Annotated in this window: 12 protein-coding genes; 5 read left to right on the forward strand and 7 right to left on the reverse strand. The window is 59.0% G+C overall.

Annotated elements, in window-relative coordinates; genetic code table 11:
* Positions 1 to 15 precede the first annotated feature (15 nt).
* From MUN82_RS03270 to MUN82_RS03295, 6 genes are all read right to left on the reverse strand, one after another.
* Positions 16 to 1,476 carry an alpha-L-fucosidase gene (locus MUN82_RS03270; protein WP_245094965.1) on the reverse strand — a complete coding sequence of 487 codons (1,461 nt, stop codon included), beginning with the start codon at positions 1,474 to 1,476 and terminating at the stop codon, positions 16 to 18.
* 119 nt (positions 1,477 to 1,595) lie between these two features.
* Positions 1,596 to 2,471, reverse strand: coding sequence for a DNA/RNA non-specific endonuclease (locus tag MUN82_RS03275; RefSeq protein WP_245094966.1), 876 nt, complete (start codon positions 2,469 to 2,471; stop codon positions 1,596 to 1,598).
* Between the two features lie 229 nt (positions 2,472 to 2,700).
* On the reverse strand, positions 2,701 to 4,341 hold the full coding sequence (locus MUN82_RS03280) for a M28 family peptidase (RefSeq protein WP_245094968.1): 1,641 nt from the start codon (positions 4,339 to 4,341) through the stop codon (positions 2,701 to 2,703).
* A gap of 67 nt (positions 4,342 to 4,408) precedes the next feature.
* Positions 4,409 to 4,771, reverse strand: coding sequence for a hypothetical protein (locus MUN82_RS03285; RefSeq protein WP_245094970.1), 363 nt, complete (start codon positions 4,769 to 4,771; stop codon positions 4,409 to 4,411).
* Positions 4,772 to 4,812: 41 nt separating this feature from the next.
* Positions 4,813 to 6,126: a PAS domain-containing protein gene (locus MUN82_RS03290; RefSeq protein WP_245094971.1), complete on the reverse strand. Its 1,314-nt coding sequence runs from the start codon at positions 6,124 to 6,126 to the stop codon at positions 4,813 to 4,815.
* A 141-nt stretch (positions 6,127 to 6,267) separates the two neighbouring features.
* Complete coding sequence (locus MUN82_RS03295) at positions 6,268 to 7,410, reverse strand: Gfo/Idh/MocA family protein (RefSeq protein ID WP_245094973.1); 1,143 nt, start codon at positions 7,408 to 7,410, stop codon at positions 6,268 to 6,270.
* Positions 7,411 to 7,731: 321 nt separating this feature from the next.
* Between MUN82_RS03295 and MUN82_RS03300 the strand changes: the two genes are divergently transcribed.
* Positions 7,732 to 9,402 (forward strand): M28 family metallopeptidase, encoded by a 1,671-nt coding sequence (locus MUN82_RS03300; protein ID WP_245094974.1) that lies wholly within the window; start codon positions 7,732 to 7,734, stop codon positions 9,400 to 9,402.
* Between the two features lie 265 nt (positions 9,403 to 9,667).
* Here the strand turns inward: MUN82_RS03300 and MUN82_RS03305 are convergent, their stop codons facing one another.
* The gene (locus MUN82_RS03305; RefSeq protein WP_245094975.1) at positions 9,668 to 11,212 is read right to left on the reverse strand and encodes a hypothetical protein; all 1,545 of its coding nucleotides are present in this window, start codon (positions 11,210 to 11,212) and stop codon (positions 9,668 to 9,670) included.
* 155 nt (positions 11,213 to 11,367) lie between these two features.
* On the opposite strand from MUN82_RS03305, the gene MUN82_RS03310 reads away from it, so the two are divergent.
* From MUN82_RS03310 to leuB, 4 genes are all read left to right on the forward strand, one after another.
* Complete coding sequence (locus MUN82_RS03310; RefSeq protein WP_245094977.1) at positions 11,368 to 12,534, forward strand: 2-isopropylmalate synthase; 1,167 nt, start codon at positions 11,368 to 11,370, stop codon at positions 12,532 to 12,534.
* 162 nt (positions 12,535 to 12,696) lie between these two features.
* Positions 12,697 to 14,106 (forward strand): 3-isopropylmalate dehydratase large subunit, encoded by a 1,410-nt coding sequence (gene leuC, locus MUN82_RS03315; protein ID WP_245094979.1) that lies wholly within the window; start codon positions 12,697 to 12,699, stop codon positions 14,104 to 14,106.
* A gap of 179 nt (positions 14,107 to 14,285) precedes the next feature.
* Complete coding sequence (gene leuD / locus MUN82_RS03320) at positions 14,286 to 14,882, forward strand: 3-isopropylmalate dehydratase small subunit (protein WP_245094981.1); 597 nt, start codon at positions 14,286 to 14,288, stop codon at positions 14,880 to 14,882.
* Positions 14,870 to 15,994 carry a 3-isopropylmalate dehydrogenase gene (gene leuB, locus MUN82_RS03325; protein ID WP_245094983.1) on the forward strand — a complete coding sequence of 375 codons (1,125 nt, stop codon included), beginning with the start codon at positions 14,870 to 14,872 and terminating at the stop codon, positions 15,992 to 15,994. The genes leuD and leuB overlap by 13 nt, the downstream gene beginning before the upstream one ends.
* Positions 15,995 to 16,083: the final 89 nt, after the last annotated feature.

The following is a 16,083-nucleotide window of genomic DNA, read 5'->3' on the forward strand; positions in this document are numbered from 1 at the left end:
GAGCAAGCAGCAAACTCAGCGGCCGGCGGCTGATAGCGCAGCCCCACCGCTGACTTTAAATACGTATGCCAGCGGGGAAGGTATCTGCGCCGGGCTCAGGGCGGGCGGCTGAATAATAAGCTGTCCACCTTTGGTGGTGCATTTCACTGGTGCCGGGCTGCCCAGCAGCGTCACATGAGGCGGCTTGCGGGTAGGGCGCACACCCGCCACCGCAAAAGGCGCCGTAGGCCAGGCTGTGGCTAGCACGTACAGGTCGTTGCCTTTGGCAGTGTAGTACAACGTTCTGGTTTTCTCGCCTTGCGTAAGGCCCGGCGCCCAGGGGGTCGTGCCATAAATGGCCTCGCCGTTGATGGCCAGCCAGTTGCCTATATCCACCAACCGCTCCTGCATCAGCACTGGAATGGTGCCATCGGCCGCCGGCCCAATGTTGAGCAGCAGGTTGCCGCCTCGGCTCACAATGTCAATGAGCTGGTGCACAAGTTGAGCTGAGGAAAGATAATCGTCGATGTTTTCGGCGCGGTTGAAGCCGTACGACTGGCCCATGCCGCGGCTTTCTTCCCAGGGATGATGGGCGCCTACCTTGTCGTTGTCGCTGGCATACTCGCTGGTATAGTAGCCGCCATGCTGGCTGCGGGTGCCGCGGCCCCACCGGTCGTTCACAACCACTTCTGCCTTGTTGGGGGCATTGTTGTAGAGCCACGCCAGAAACTCGCGGCTTTTCCAGTACTCGGCGGGCCGGTCCCATTCACCGTCGGCAAAGAGCACGGCCGGCTGGTAGCGAGTCACCAGCTCCTTGAGCTGCCATAGGGAGTTCTGCTCTACGTACTGCGCATCGGGTATCTGGTGCTTTGCAATGTCGGCCGGGGGGAGGTAGTAGCCACCGGGCCGACTGGTAGTAGGGGTGCTTTCCCACTCCATCAGGGAGTAGTACAGGCCCATTTTCAGGCCGCGGGCGCGCACGGCCTGGGCCAGGCCGCCTACCAAATCGCGCTTTGGCCCCACGGCGGCGCTGTTCCACTGTTGCTTGTAAGGGGCAGTGGTGGGCCACAAGGAGTAGCCATCGTGATGCTTCGAGGTGAGCACCACGTAGCGGGCACCGGCGCGCACAAACAAATCGGCCCAACGAGCGGGGTCGAACAGCTCCGCCCGAAACAGCGGCCCAAAGTCGCGGTAGGTGAAGGTAGGGCCGTAGTTTTTGTTGTGGAAACTCTCACGCAGCGCCGCATTGCCGTACACGTCGGCCCCATACCACTCGGCGTAAGTTTCATAGGGGCGAGGGCTCACAGGACGGTAGGCCGGCACCGAGTACACGCCCCAGTGAATGAAAATGCCAAACTTCGCCTCCGTAAACCACTGCGGCATCGGGCGCTGGTCCAGCGAAGCCCAAGTAGGCTGATACGTAGGCTGGGCTCCTGCCCGCGTTGCGGTGGCCAATCCCGCCAGCAGTAGGTAGGGCGCGTAAGAGGTGAACGGCATAGGAAACGCGTTGTATGAAAGGAGCCAAACGGCGATTCACCGCTCCATCAAGATACCAGTAACTCCATTAGCCGCAACAGAAGCAGCAAGGAAATGGTCAGTTGGCAGCAGAGGGAGTCTTACTGCGTCGGTCCATCGTCTACCCGCGCTTCTATAGTGGCTTGCACGGCGGTGGAAATGGCGGAGAGCAGGTCCAGCCCCGTGGCCTGTTCAATGGCGTCGACAGAGGTGCGGTAGGTGGCCCAGTCCGGGTTCAGGTCATTTCGGTTGGGCGTGTTGATGGCAATAATGCGGGTGTCGGCCGAGACGCGCCGGGCGTCGTCGGTGCCTACCGGCAATACCACCACTACCTTCCAGCAGCGGGCGGGCACCGTCACGCGGCCGTCGTCGATGGTGGTGGCGTAGCCGTTGCTGCCAGTGCCGCCCCGGCCGTAGCTGCCGCAGATGATGTACAGCTCATTGCCCTGGTCCACCAGCGTGCGGCAATAGTTTTCCAGCCCTACCCACGTGCGCTGGTTATTGGTAGGCGCCTGGGGCATGATGTTGGTCATCAGGAAGGTAGCCGAGTTGTCGTCTGAGGTGCGGGTGCGGTCGGCGGAGGGGCAGTTGTGGCCTCGGTCGAAGCCCGAGCCGGTGTAGCTGCTGGTCGTGACCTGGTACCAGCCGCGGGGTAGGGCCGCATCCGTCCGGAAGTCGTCTTGGCGCGGCGCCGAGCCCAGCCAAGCGCCACTCAGGTGCCACGATACCCAGTTCGGAATGCCCCGGTCGCGGTGGTAGCTAAGCGCGTATTGGGGCTTGCTGAGCAGGTAATTGGTGGGCTGCTTCTCATCGGCCGTGGCGCCGCTGGGGTTGCCCAAGGCCAGGTTGTCGTCGCGGGTAGGGGCGGTGGGGTCCGGCGCATCGGTGCAGGCGCTGGCGCCCGCTAAGCCGGTTAATAACAGAAAGCGCAGTGCCCGGCGAAAAGAAAGAGTAGTGCAGGAGGGTAGGAACATCATGGCGCAAAGCTACGCGCTAGCCCGCGAAGCTGCCCGTGGCGCCAGTAGTTCCGAAGAACTTGTCTGAGTTAAATCGGTAGGCCATTGAAAGGGTGTAGAGACGCATCCTCGCGTCTCGTCGTTGAACGACTCGTATCAGCACCATTCTAGCGAACAGTCTCAGCAACGACAAGACGCAAGGATGCGTCTCTACCCCAACTTCCGGCGCATCTCCTGCGCTGGCCTACCTCTATTTCTTTCCAAACCGCGTCCCGAAAAAGTCATTCTGATTCCAGGTAGGGCGCTGTGGGTCCTGCGCCACCTGGTAGCCAATCAGGAAGTTGAGCTGCGCATAGCGGCGGCCGGCTTCAAAGTCGAAGGTGCCAGTGGTGTCGTCCTGGGGCTTGTGGTAAGTGGCGGCGCGCCACACTTGCACTTGTTCGCTGAGATTGTTTTTGCCATCGGCAGTTTTGTTGCCGTACTTGATGTGCAGAGCCGGAATACCCTGCATCACAAAGCTATACTGGTCGGAGCGGATGAAGCGGTTCTGCTCCGGCTCGGGGTCCTGCTCCAGGCTGATGCCCAGGTAGGCCGCAGCCCGTTCGGCTGGCTGTAGCAGCGAGGAGTGCTGTGCCCCCAGTGCCACCGCCGACAGCAGCGGCGCAATAATCGTAGGCATATCAGTGTTGATGTCGGCTACGATATTCTCCTTTGGCACGGTGGGGTGGCTGGCGAAGTAGGCCGAGCCCAGCAGACCCAATTCCTCGCCGGTTTGCAGCACAAACAGCACTGAGCGTTTCGGCTGGCTCTTGCCCTTCAGCTTACTGTAGATTTTAGCAATTTCCAGCACCGAGGCCACACCCGAGGCATTGTCGTGGGCGCCGTTGTAGATGGAGTCGCCGCGCACGGGCACGCCTACCCCCAGGTGGTCGAGGTGGGCGCTGTGCACCACGTACTGGTCGCGCAGCTGCGCATCGGCGCCGGGTAGCTTGGCCACCACGTTGTAGCTCTCAAAATCCTGGTAGCCCGACTGGTAGCTGGCTTGCAAGGTGCCCATAAGAGCTTTCGACGCTGGCTTGCCGCTCCGCAAAGCCGGCAGTACCTGCGTGGTATCCAGCTGCGAGGCAACCAGCAACTGCTGAAAAGCAGGCGTGCTCAGATTGCCTACTATCTGCATGCCTTTCAGAAACGTGCGGGAGTTGGCCACCTGGCCCTGCGCGTCCAGCACATTGTAGGTCTGGCGCTTCGCGGTGGGCGAGGGGGTAGGCGCTTTCGGGTTGGTGCTGCCTACCAGCACGCCCACGGCGCCGTGCTGCAACGCCGTTTGCATCACCACCAGCAAGTCCTGGCTGGCCGAGGCCACGGTGCTGGGGAAATTGCGAGGGGCACCGCGCACTACCACTACTACCTTGCCTTTCACATCAAGGCCGGCGTAGTCGTCGTAGCCCAGCTCGGGGGCACTGATGCCGTAGCCGGCAAAGGCCAGCGGGGCCTCTGCAGTGCTGCTGGGCGCGCCGGGATTAGGGTTTAGGGTGAAGTCGGGGCCGTAGGTGAGGGCGCGCCCGTTGATGCTAAGGGTAGCGCCGGGTAGGGTAGTGGCCCGGCGCAGGCGCACAGTTTGGGTGTAGGTATCATTGTCGCCGGCGGGCTGCATGCCGAGGGATTTGAGCTGCCCTACCACGTAGTCGACGGCCAGCTGGTAGCCGGGCGTGCCGGGCTGGCGTCCGCGCAGCTTGTCGTCGGCCAAGTACCAGATATGTTGCTTAATGGCAGTAGGTTTCACTACTTCTAGTGCCCGCACCACTGGCTTGATAGGAGCAAGCGACTGCGCCGAAACTGCCGGCCCGACCAGTACAAAACCAAGAAAAAAACAAACCGAACGAAGCCGCATAACGCAAAAGAAAAGCCCCGAATCACCTGATTCGGGGCGCGCAATATGCGAAAAAAGGCTGGGCCGCTTAGGCTACCGAACGCGTGCTTTGCTCTAGCTGAAGCAATAGCGTCTCAATTTGAGCCGCATACTGCTCCACTTTTTCCAGGCCGGTGCGAGACTCTTCAATCTGGCCGCGCTGGTACCGGCGCACCAGGTCGCGGCCTGTTTCGAGTAGAGTTTGCATCGTTTGCTCGATGGTGCGCACCTCGGGAAAGTCGCTGTATTTGGGCTTTACCACGTTATACAGCCACTGTCCTAGCGGATTGTCGCGCAGTACAAATAGGCTGTCTTCGGGTTCGCGCACGCCGTAGAGCACGGAGCGTAAGCGCGATTTGAAGAGCACCAGCTTGATGCGCGCCTGTTGAAAATCCAGTGTACTTATATCCATGCAGGAGAGATGCGGCAAAAATGCTACCGAGAGAACTGGATTTACTGAAGATCAGCAGCGGGCGAGGTGGTATCTTCCTGGTGCTTGCGGGCGCTAATCAAGTCCGTCACATCATATGCAAACACAGTGATGCCTGCTTTCTGCCCGTTTTCTTCGAAGGGTTGGTAAGTAAAGTTAAAATAATGTTTTCGCAATTCGCTGGTGCCATCCTGGGCCAGCAGTAATTCTATTTCGTTGCCAATGAATGGCTCACCGGTTTCGTACACTTGGTTGAGCAACTGCTGAATGCCTTGGTCGGCCAACTCGGGTAGGGCCTCCAGCACGGTTTTGCCCACCAACTGCCGGTTCGGGAACAGACGCTGATACTCCGGGTTCACAAACTCGTACCGGTGCTCGGGCCCGCGTAGAATGCAGATAACGGCCGGGGCCTTCATCAGCAGGTTGTACAGCGTGTCGCGCTGGCTTTCCGCCATTTGATAGGCCTGATACGCTTGGTCGGAGAGGGTAGCCTGCTGCTCGTTGGTCACCAGCAGCTCCTCCACCATTTGCTTCTGGGCCTGTATATCAATGCCGCAGCCTATCCACATACTCACCTCGCCCTCGGGCGTGAAGTGGGGTAGGGCCTGCACCAGCAGCCAGCGGTACTGCCCGTCGTGGCGGCGCAGGCGGTACTCCACCTGGAACAGCGCCGGGTTGCTGACGGCTTGCTGCCACTGTTGCGCCACGCGCGGGGCATCATCGGGATGGAGCATTTTCAGCCAGCCTTTGCCCTCCAGCTCCGGCGGCGTGGCGCCCGTAAACTCCAGCCAGCGGGCATTGAAACTATCGGGGGTGCCATTGGGCTGGGTGGTCCAGATCATCACCGGCAACGACTCCAGAATGAAGCGCGTGCGTTCTTGCTGCTCGGCCAACTCGCGCTGCATCTGCTGGTTGCGCAAGAAGGCGCGGTGCTGCTCGGTTACGTCCTCCGTCTTTTGCAAGACGTACACCAGGCTGCCCTGCTCATCTAAAATAGGGTAGTGCGTGGCCTGCCAGTAGCGCTCCTCGAAGCCGCCGCCCTGCTCGGCAGGCCGCTCCAGATCGTACCGGATCAGGGGCATGGTGTGCGGGGTGTGATGCTGGCGCACATGGGCGTGTGAGCCGGCCAGAATATCGGCCTCGTTCTGGCTGGCTACCGGGTAGGCTTCAAATAAAGGCTTGCCTACCACCTGGTTCCGGCTTTTCAGCGACACGGCTACGTGGCTGTCGGTATTGTCTAGTACGGTGGCTTCCTCATTGGGAGCCATCAGCAGGAAGTTATCAGGTAGGGCGTGAAAAAGCTTCTGGTAATCGACGGGTAGGGAGGAAGTGGACATGAAGCTGAAGCGCAGAATGGCAGGTACAGCGCGAATACGCAGTAATGAGAGTAAAGATACACCGATTCCGGGGCGCACGCCGGCGCCGGTAGCCGCACTAGAGGCAGCGCAAAGGCAGGAGGTGCCCGCAGGCGGCAGCTACTATTTGCTCACGCGGTCGAGCAACTGCGCTATATCCTTAGTCGATACGGCTTTACCGGTGTCGGCGGCACGGTAGATAGCCTCCAACAGCTGCACATCGCGCAGGCCCATTTCGCCGGGCACGCGGGTAGGTTTGTTTTGTAAGATACAACTAGCGAAGTCGTCCATCTGCCGGGCCTGCTGATTCACGTTCTGCTTGTCCATCTTGCCCTTGCTGGTGTCGCCCTTCAAGCCACCGTAGCCGAAAGCAGGTTGCAGCTCAAACCAGCCGTTAGCCGCTTCGGCGCGTAAGCGCCCCATATTTTCGGTGTAGCTGCTACGGCAGTCGGCCGTAGAGCCATCGGCAAACGTGAATTGCCAGTTGATGGATTCCTCTACCTCGTTGAACTGCTCGGGCCGCGTTTTCTTGGGATAGTTAGCCGTCACAGATACCGGCAAGGCACCCTTCGTATAAATCACGCCCTGCACCGAGTAGATACCCATATCCATGAGTGGGCCGCCACCCGAAAGCTTCTTCTGAATGCGCCACGGCCGCTCGTTCTTGCCCATGGTAAAGCCGTTATCAGATTCCAGCTTCTTCACCGGCCCATATACCTTTTGCTGACCCAGGCGCATCATTTCCAGGTTGTGCGGGTCGAAGTGTAGGCGGTAGCCAATGCTGAGCTTTTTGCCGGCTGTGCGGCAGGCTTCAATCATGCGGCGGCAATCGGCGGCGGTGGTAGCCATCGGCTTTTCGCAGATGACGTGCTTGCCAGCCTTGGCCGCCCGCACCACGTACTCGGCGTGCAGGGCATTGGGCAGCACCACGTACACAATATCAATGGCCGGGTTGTCTTTGATCTGGTCGAACGTCTCGTAGGAGTAGACGTTTTTCTCCGGGATATTGTACTTCTGGCGCCACTCGGGCACCTTATCGGGCGAGCCCGTTACGATGCCGGCCAGGTAGCAATTCTTGGTTTCTTGCAAGGCCGGCGCCAGCTGCCCCTTGCTGTAGCCGCCCAGTCCCACCAGCGCCACGCCCAGTTTGCGCCCCTGCGGCCGCGCCTCCGAAAACAGGGGTAGGCCCAGCAACGTAGCGCCCAATCCCAGCGACAAGCGTTGCACAAACTGGCGGCGGCGGATAAGAAAGTCAGTGGTTTTCATCGGCGGAAAAGGAAAGGAGGTGGCGTAGAGACACACTATGTTGTATCTCGTCATTGCTAAGGTGGTGTATTCTGCGTGAGTCCAGTTGTTCAACGATGAGACACAACATAGTGTGTCTCTACCTCATATACTTGCGGTTGGCGCTCTGCAACTTGTGTGCATAAGTACTGGCTTGGCAGCAGGAAGGTTATGGTTCAGCGTGTCTGCTGCGGCGCTGCATCAGTGGATAGGACCACGTTCTTTGCTTACTATTGCAAACCTGACTCTACGCCTCCGCGCTTCATTGTGCGGGGGCTAAGTTCTTCGTTCCTCTTTCTTACTATGAAGCTTCCCTACCCCTCTTGCCTGCTGTCCGCGCTGGCCCTGCTGGCCGCCTGCAACAGCCAACCCGCTACCACAGCCACTACCGCCGCCACCGAAACCACCGCCACCGCAGGAGCCGACAGCATCACGGCCGAAACAATCGGCGGCTACCTGCGCGAGGTGTCATCGGACGAGATGATGGGCCGCAAGCCTTTCACGGCGGGCGAGGACAAGGCCACCGCCTACCTGGCCGCGCAATTCAAAGAGCTAGGCTTGCAGCCGGCTCCGTCGGGCAGCTATTTTCAGCCCGTGCCGATGGTCGAAATCAGCGTGAAGCCCGCGCCCACGGCCCAGATTGCCGGCAACGGCAAGAAGCTGACCATGCAATATAAAGACGATTACGTGGTGTTCAGCCAGCGCGAGCAGCCTACCGTGTCGGTGCAGAACTCGCCGCTGGTGTTTGCCGGCTATGGCGTGGTGGCGCCCGAGTACGGCTGGGACGACTACGCCGGCCTCGATGTGAAAGGCAAAACCGTGGTGGTGCTCGTAAACGACCCCGGCAACGCCGGCAACGACACTACCCTCTTCAAGGGCAAGGCCATGACCTACTACGGCCGCTGGACCTACAAATACGAGGAAGCCGCCCGCCACGGCGCCGCCGGCCTGCTCATCGTGCATGACACCAAGCCGGCCGCCTACCCCTGGTCGGTGGTGCTGAGCGGGGCGGTAGGCCCCAAACTGCGCCCCCAAACCGAAGACAAAGGCGCCAGTAAGTGTGCCATAGAAGGCTGGCTGACGCTCGACGCGGCCAAGCGCCTCTTCACGGCCGCCGGCCAAAACTACGACCAGCTCTACACCGCCGCCAACACCAAGGGGTTCCGTGCCCGGCCGTTGGGTGGCCTCACGTTCAGCACTAGCCTGCAAAACGAGCTGCGCCGCCAAACCAGCAAAAACGTGCTGGCCGTGCTGCCCGGCACCACCCGCCCCGATGAGTACATCATCTACTCGGCTCACTGGGACCATTTTGGGATAGGGAAAGCCATTGCCGGCGACTCCATCTACAACGGCGCCGTAGACGATGGCACCGGCCTGGCCGCGCTGCTCAGCATTGCCAAGGCCTTCAAAGAAGCACCACATAAACCCGAGCGTAGCATCGTTTTTCTGGCCGTGACAGGGGAGGAGCAGGGCCTGCTGGGCTCAGCCTACTACGCCCAGCACCCGCCGTTCCCGCTCAACAAAACCGTGGCCGACCTGAACATGGACATGCTCTGGCCTTTCGGTAAGATGAAGGATTTGACAGTTATCGGCTACGGCCAATCGGAGCTGGAGGAGTACGCCCGTGTCGCCGCCCAGGCCCAAGACCGCTACATCCTACCCGACCAGCAGCCCGAAACCGGCATGTTCTACCGCTCCGACCACTTTAGCTTTGCCCATGTGGGCGTGCCCTCGCTCTACGCCAGTGGCGGCTACGAAAGCCGCGATAAAGGCAAAGACTACATCGCCCAAAAGCGCCAGGAGTACACCACCAACTACTACCACAAGCCTGCCGACCAGTTCGACCCCAACTGGGACCTGTCCGGCATTGCCCAAGACGCGCAGCTGTACTTCGAGGTAGGAAAGAAGCTCGCCAGCGAAACGACGTTCCCACAGTGGAAAGAAGGCTCGGAGTTTAAATCTATAAAGCGGTAAGTTGTAGTAATGGCGCGGGGCTGTGCCCCGTGCCCACTATGCGTAGGCCTCCGGCCTACCCGCTAGAACGATTCATCCGAACATCCTAGCGGCGCGGACGACAGCAGGCCAGAGGCCTGCGCATAGTCGGCACGGGGCACAGCCCCGCGCCATCATCGGGCCTTATGCCAGTTGAACGACTGACGTACCAACGACTCGTTATTTCGTAATAAGGTCCTTCGCTCTGCTCAGGATGACAGATGCTTTTTATTCACCACTTCATTCCTTATTTCATCGCCCGAAACTTCCGCTGCATAATCTCCTGCACGGACACGTTTTCAATCTTGCTTTCCAGCCAGGAAATAATGTCGAGGTAGAGGAAAGGCCGGCGCTCCAGTGGGTTCACGGCAATAGCGATGAGCTGGTTTTTGAGGTTGGTGAAGGCGCCTTTTAGCTCGCCGGGCGTGAGGTCGCCCACGGTGCGCAGGAAGCGGAAAATAGCCACCTGCATCTGCTGCTGTTCGTTCATCTTGCCCAGGAAGCGGTACACCGACTTAATCTGGTAGTCCAGGGCTTCGTCTTGGCCAGCTTCGTAGTGGGCTATCAGGTTCAGGATGCGGGCAAAGCACTGGATGTCCTCGCGCAGGCTGACTTCCTTGAACTGAATGATTTTGGTGAGGTATTCGATGGCCTTCTCATTGTCACCGCTACCAAAGTAGAGGCTGGCAATCTTGTAGTAGAACACCAGGCGGCGGTGCATATCAAGCTGTAGCCGGTACTCGTCGAGCTGCCCCAGTAAGCCCGGAATCAGCGCCAGTCCCTCCGTGAAGCGCCCTTCCAGAAAGTACAGGTTGATGTCGTTGGTGGCGATGTACTGGAACAGTAGGGACTCGATGTTGGGGGTAGAACGGCGGTTGGGGTCGTTGGCGAAGGCCTTCAGCGTAGCCAGCACCTCCCGAAAGCGGCTGTAGTACAACGTATTGAACAGGGCAGCCAGCAAATTGTGCAAGCCCTTGATGTAGAGCATGGTTTGCTGGTTTTTCATGTCGGGCGTCTGCTCAAATAGCTCCACCCACTTGGAGGCGTAGCGGTAGCCGGCCGTGAAATCCTGCACAATGGTATAGTACCACACGTGCGCCTGGTAGTAGTAGAGCTGCTCGAAAAAGCCGCTCTGCTGCACCTGGGTAGGGGGCAGGGTAGTCCGAAAAAAGGCTGTCACCTGCTCGTAGTCCTGCTGGTTGCGGGCGTGGCCGGTTTTCAGGTAAAGCCCATACATCTGCAAGGCCGCATTGGACAGCGCGTGCAATTGGCTCACTTGCCCCGTTGTGCCAGTCGATTCGCTGGCCAGCTCCTCAGCCCTACCCTCCAGGCTGCGCGTGATAAACTGCGACTCAATCAGCTTCTCAAAATCCAGAGCCAGCAGGGCAATGTGCGAAAGCTGTTGCTGATACGCCGTGTTCTTTACCTTATCCAGCATTTTCAGGCTTTGCTGGTAGAAGCCCTTGTTGTAGAGCACGCGGGCGTAGCCCAATTGCTCGTGCAGCTGAATATCCACGTTCTGGCCCGCGTGGTAGAGGCGCAAATCGGACAATAATTGCCGATAAAGATTGGCCTTGAGGTTGGCGAGCTGGGCCTTTTTGATGGCCGGCGCCAGCGTCAAAATGCGTTCTTCGTCGTAGTGTGGGAGCTGGTCGAGGGCGTCGAACAGCTGCAAAAACTTCAGTTCTTCGGCTGCCCCAGGGCGGTCGGCCGATAGTCGGAAATGCCGTTTTTCGGAGCGCGTCAGCGACTTGATGAGCTGAAATACCGATTCGCCTGCTTCGTTTGGCATTGTAGGAATGCGGAAGTTAATAGTATGGTAATCAAATGCTTTTGGAAATGTTCAAGGCATTAGAAATAGTAACAATTTCCAAAGCCTTTTTCCGAAGCCCAACTTTCCCGCCGTAGTTAGTAGACTGAAATCTGCTCACAATTTTCGCATCTACTATGGGAGCGCACAACATCCAGATATTTGATACCACGCTGCGCGACGGCGAGCAAGTGCCGGGCTGCAAGCTAAACAAGGAAGAGAAACTTGTAATTGCCCGGCAGCTGGAACTACTCGGCGTGGATGTTATTGAGGCGGGCTTTCCAGTATCCAGCCCCGGCGATTTTGCTGCTGTGGAGGCCATTGCCGCCCAAACCCGCGAAGCCACCGTGTGTGGCCTGACCCGCGCCGTGGAAAACGATATTCGCGTAGCTGCCGATGCCCTGCGCAACGCCCGCTACCCCCGCATTCATACCGGCATAGGCACCTCCGAGCTGCACGTGCTGCACAAGCTGCGCACCACCCAGGAAGATGTGGTGGCCCGCGCCGTAGCCGCCGTGAAACTGGCTAAATCCTTCGTGGAAGACGTAGAGTTTTATGCCGAAGACGCCGGCCGCACCGACAACGAGTTCCTGGCCCGCGTGTGCGAGGCCGTGATTAAGGCTGGTGCCACCGTCCTCAACATTCCCGATACCACTGGCTACTGCCTACCCTCCGAGTACGGCGCTAAGATTAAGTACCTAGCCGATAACGTGCGCGGTATCGAGAACGTCACGCTTTCTACCCACTGCCACAACGACCTGGGCATGGCCACCGCCAATTCCATTGCGGGCGTCATCAACGGGGCTCGGCAGATTGAGTGCACCATCAATGGGGTAGGGGAGCGCGCCGGCAACACGGCCCTGGAAGAAGTGGTGATGGTGCTGCGCCAGCACCCCGACCTCAACCTGACCACGGGCATCAACACCAAGCTGCTCACCGAAACGTCGGCCATGGTCTCGCACCTGATGCAGATGCCGGTACAAGCCAACAAGGCCATTGTGGGTGCCAACGCCTTCGCGCACTCCAGCGGCATCCACCAAGATGGCGTCATCAAGCACCGCGCTACCTACGAAATTATCGATCCACAAGAGGTAGGCGCCCCCGATTCGGCTATTGTGCTCACCGCCCGCTCGGGCCGCGCCGCACTGGCCTACCGTTTGCAGAAGCTGGGTTACGCCTTCGGCGGCCAGTCGCTCAACAAAGCCTACGCCTCGTTCCTGGTGCTGGCCGACTGCCAAAAGGAAGTGCAAGACCACGATTTGCACGCGTTGGTAGAGCAGGAGAAGCTGGTGGCTGTTGAGTAGAGTTTAGTAAAAATCAGAGCACAGCAAAACGTCATGCTGAGCTTGTCGAAGCATCTCGTCTGCTGACGTTGCAGTTACAATCTGCTATCAGCACGCGAGATGCTTCGACAAGCTCAGCATGACGGCCTAATGGAGTTAAAATAGAGTATTCCGCCCCACCCCATGCCCAAGTCCTTATTTGATAAAATCTGGGAGGCCCACGTAGTCAAAACCGTGGGCGATTTGTCGGTGTTTTACATCGACCGCCACCTGATACACGAAGTAACCAGCCCGCAGGCGTTCGACGAAATCGAAGCACGCGGGCTGCCACTTTTCCGGCAGCAGCAGATTGTGGCCACCGCCGACCACAATGTGCCTACCCTCAACCAGCACCTACCCATCCAGGAGCCGCTTAGCCGCTCGCAGGTGGACAAGCTGACTGAAAACTGCGCCAAGTATGGCGTAGAGCTGTATGGCCTGGGCCACGAGCGCCAAGGCATTGTACACGTGATTGGGCCAGAGCTAGGCCTCACCCAACCAGGCATGACCATTGTGTGCGGCGACAGCCACACGTCTACCCACGGCGCATTCGGGGCCATTGCCTTCGGCATCGGTACCAGCCAGGTAGCGCAGGTGATGGCCTCGCAATGTCTGCTTATCGACCGACCTAAGCGCATGCGCATCTCCGTAGAGGGCGACCTGCGGCCGGGGGTAGGCGCCAAAGACCTGATTCTCTACGTGATTTCGCAGCTGGGCACCGGCGGCGGCACAGGCTACTTTGTGGAATATGCGGGCAGCGCCGTGCGCAGCCTGAGCATGGAAGGCCGCATGACGGTCTGTAACATGAGCATCGAGATGGGTGCCCGCGGCGGTATGATTGCCCCTGACCAAACTACCTTCGACTACCTGCAAGGCCGTCCCTACGCGCCCCAGGGCGAACAGTGGGAGCAGGCCGTGGCGTATTGGCAAACACTCTACTCCGAAGACGGCGCCGAGTTTGAGGCTGAACACCACTTCGACGCCGCCAACATCACGCCCATGATTACCTACGGCACCAACCCCGGCATGGGCATCCCATTGGGCGGGACCATCCCGCTGGACGTAGTGCCGAGCGAAGCCGCCGGCTTCAGCAAGTCGTTGCAGTACATGGGCCTGACGCCGGGTGAGTCGTTGCTGGGTAAACCCATTGACTACGTGTTTATTGGCAGCTGCACCAACTCCCGCATCGAAGACCTGCGCACCGTGGCGGCCTACGTACGCGGCAAGCACAAGGCACCTCACGTAGAGGCCATCATTGTGCCGGGCTCCAAGCAGGTAGAGAAGCAGGCGAAAGAGGAAGGCCTGGATAAAATTCTGGCCGCGGCCGGCTTCGAGCTGCGCGAGCCAGGGTGCAGTGCCTGCCTGGCCATGAACGAAGACAAGATTCCGGCCGGCGCCTACTGCGTGTCTACCTCCAACCGCAACTTCGAAGGCCGCCAAGGGCCCGGTGCCCGCACGCTGCTGGCCTCGCCGCTAGTAGCGGCCATTGCAGCTGTAGAAGGCAAAATCAGCGCCGTACCTGCATACGCGGAGCTAGAGCTAGTCGGTGGGTAAATGGCTTGTCTACCTGCCTGTCATCCTGAGCTTGCGAAGGACCTTATGATAGTAGAACGAGTTGTTATACTGGCTGTTCTAACGTGAGAAGGTCCTTCGCAAGCTCAGGATGACAGACAGGTAGACAAGAAGAATCTTTCTATCTCCAAATTTTCGCCTGACCTCAGGCCACCCAATACATGGAAAAATTTCAAGTTCTGCGTTCTACAGCGGTGCCCCTACCCAACGAGAACGTGGACACCGACCAGATCATCCCAGCGCGCTTTCTGAAAGCCACTACCCGTGAGGGATTCGGCCAAAATCTGTTCCGCGACTGGCGCTACGCCGCCGACGGGCAGCCCAAGCCCGACTTCGTGCTGAACAATCCCCGCTACTCAGGCCAGATTTTAGTAGCAGGCCAAAACTTTGGGTGCGGCTCCAGCCGGGAGCACGCCGCTTGGGCTATTTTCGATGCTGGCTTTAAAGTGGTTATTTCCAGCTACTTTGCTGATATATTTCGGGGCAATGCCTTGAACAACGGCTTGCTACCCCTACAGGTGTCGGAAGAGGTGTTGCAACGCTTGCTCGCGCAGATTGAGCAGGACCCGCAGACGCAGCTCGTGGTTGACCTGGCTGCGCAGACGCTAAGCGTGCCCGCATGGGAGGAAACCATTCCCTTCGCCATCGACGCCTACAAAAAAGAGTGCCTGCTGAACGGGTACGATGATATTGATTTCTTAGTAAGCCAAAAAGAGGCCATTGCCGCCTACGAAACCTCCCGACCATGGACGTATTAAAAAAGAAAATAGCAGTGCTGGCCGGTGACGGTATTGGGCCGGAAGTGTGCCGCGAAGCCATTAAAGTACTGGAAGCCGTAGCCGAGCGCTTCGGACACCAGTTCACTTTCGATCAGCAGCTGATGGGCGCTTGCGCCATCGACGCCACCGACGACCCGCTGCCCGCGCAAACCTTGCGAGCCTGCTTTGAGGCCGATGCCGTGCTGCTGGGCGCCATCGGCGACCCAAAGTACGACAACGACCCCTCGGCTAAGGTGCGGCCCGAGCAAGGCCTGCTACGCCTGCGCAAGTCACTAGGCTTGTACGCCAACATCCGCCCCGTGACAGCATATGACGCCCTGCTGGCGCATTCGCCTCTGAAACCAGAGCGCATCAGCGGCACCGACATGCTGATTTTCCGGGAGCTGACTGGCGGCATTTACTTCGGTGATAAAGGCCGCACCGACGACGGGCAAGGCGCCTACGACCACTGCACGTACTCGCGTGAGGAAATTGAGCGCATCGCGCACCGCGCTTTCCAGGCCGCCGAGACGCGCCGCCGCAAGCTCACGCTGGTAGACAAAGCCAACGTGCTGGAAACCTCGCGCCTGTGGCGCGAAGTAGTGCAGCAAATTGCCCCCCAGTACCCCGAGGTGCGCGTTGACTACTTGTTCGTAGACAACGCAGCCATGCAAGTGATTCTCAACCCCAAGCAATTCGACGTAATTCTGACGGAGAACATGTTTGGCGACATCATCTCCGACGAAGCCTCCGTTATTGCTGGCTCGTTGGGCCTGCTACCCTCCGCCTCGGTAGGAGACCAAGTGGCGTTGTTCGAGCCCATCCACGGTTCCTACCCTCAGGCCAAAGGTAGAGGCATTGCCAACCCCATTGCCACCATTTTGTCGGGTGCTATGCTGCTGGAGCATTTTGGGTTGCAGGAAGAAGCCGATGCGGTGAAGGCCGCCGTGCAAGCTGCCCTCGACAGCAACATCCTGACGCCGGAATTGAATGCAACCTCCCCGTGCAGCACCGAGCAGGTAGGCAACTTCATTGCCTACCAGGTAGCGGGGGGCATTGATTGTCAGATGTACAAAGAAAATATTGCCGTGGGCATGAGTACCATTATTTAATCCACGTTGCTTTTTAATTGAAAAGTCCGCTGGCGTAAGCTGGTGGACTTTTTTACTTATTACTTGGTCTGAAAACGGCAACTCATCTG

This window comes from Hymenobacter aerilatus, assembly GCF_022921095.1.
GTDB lineage: Bacteria > Bacteroidota > Bacteroidia > Cytophagales > Hymenobacteraceae > Hymenobacter > Hymenobacter aerilatus.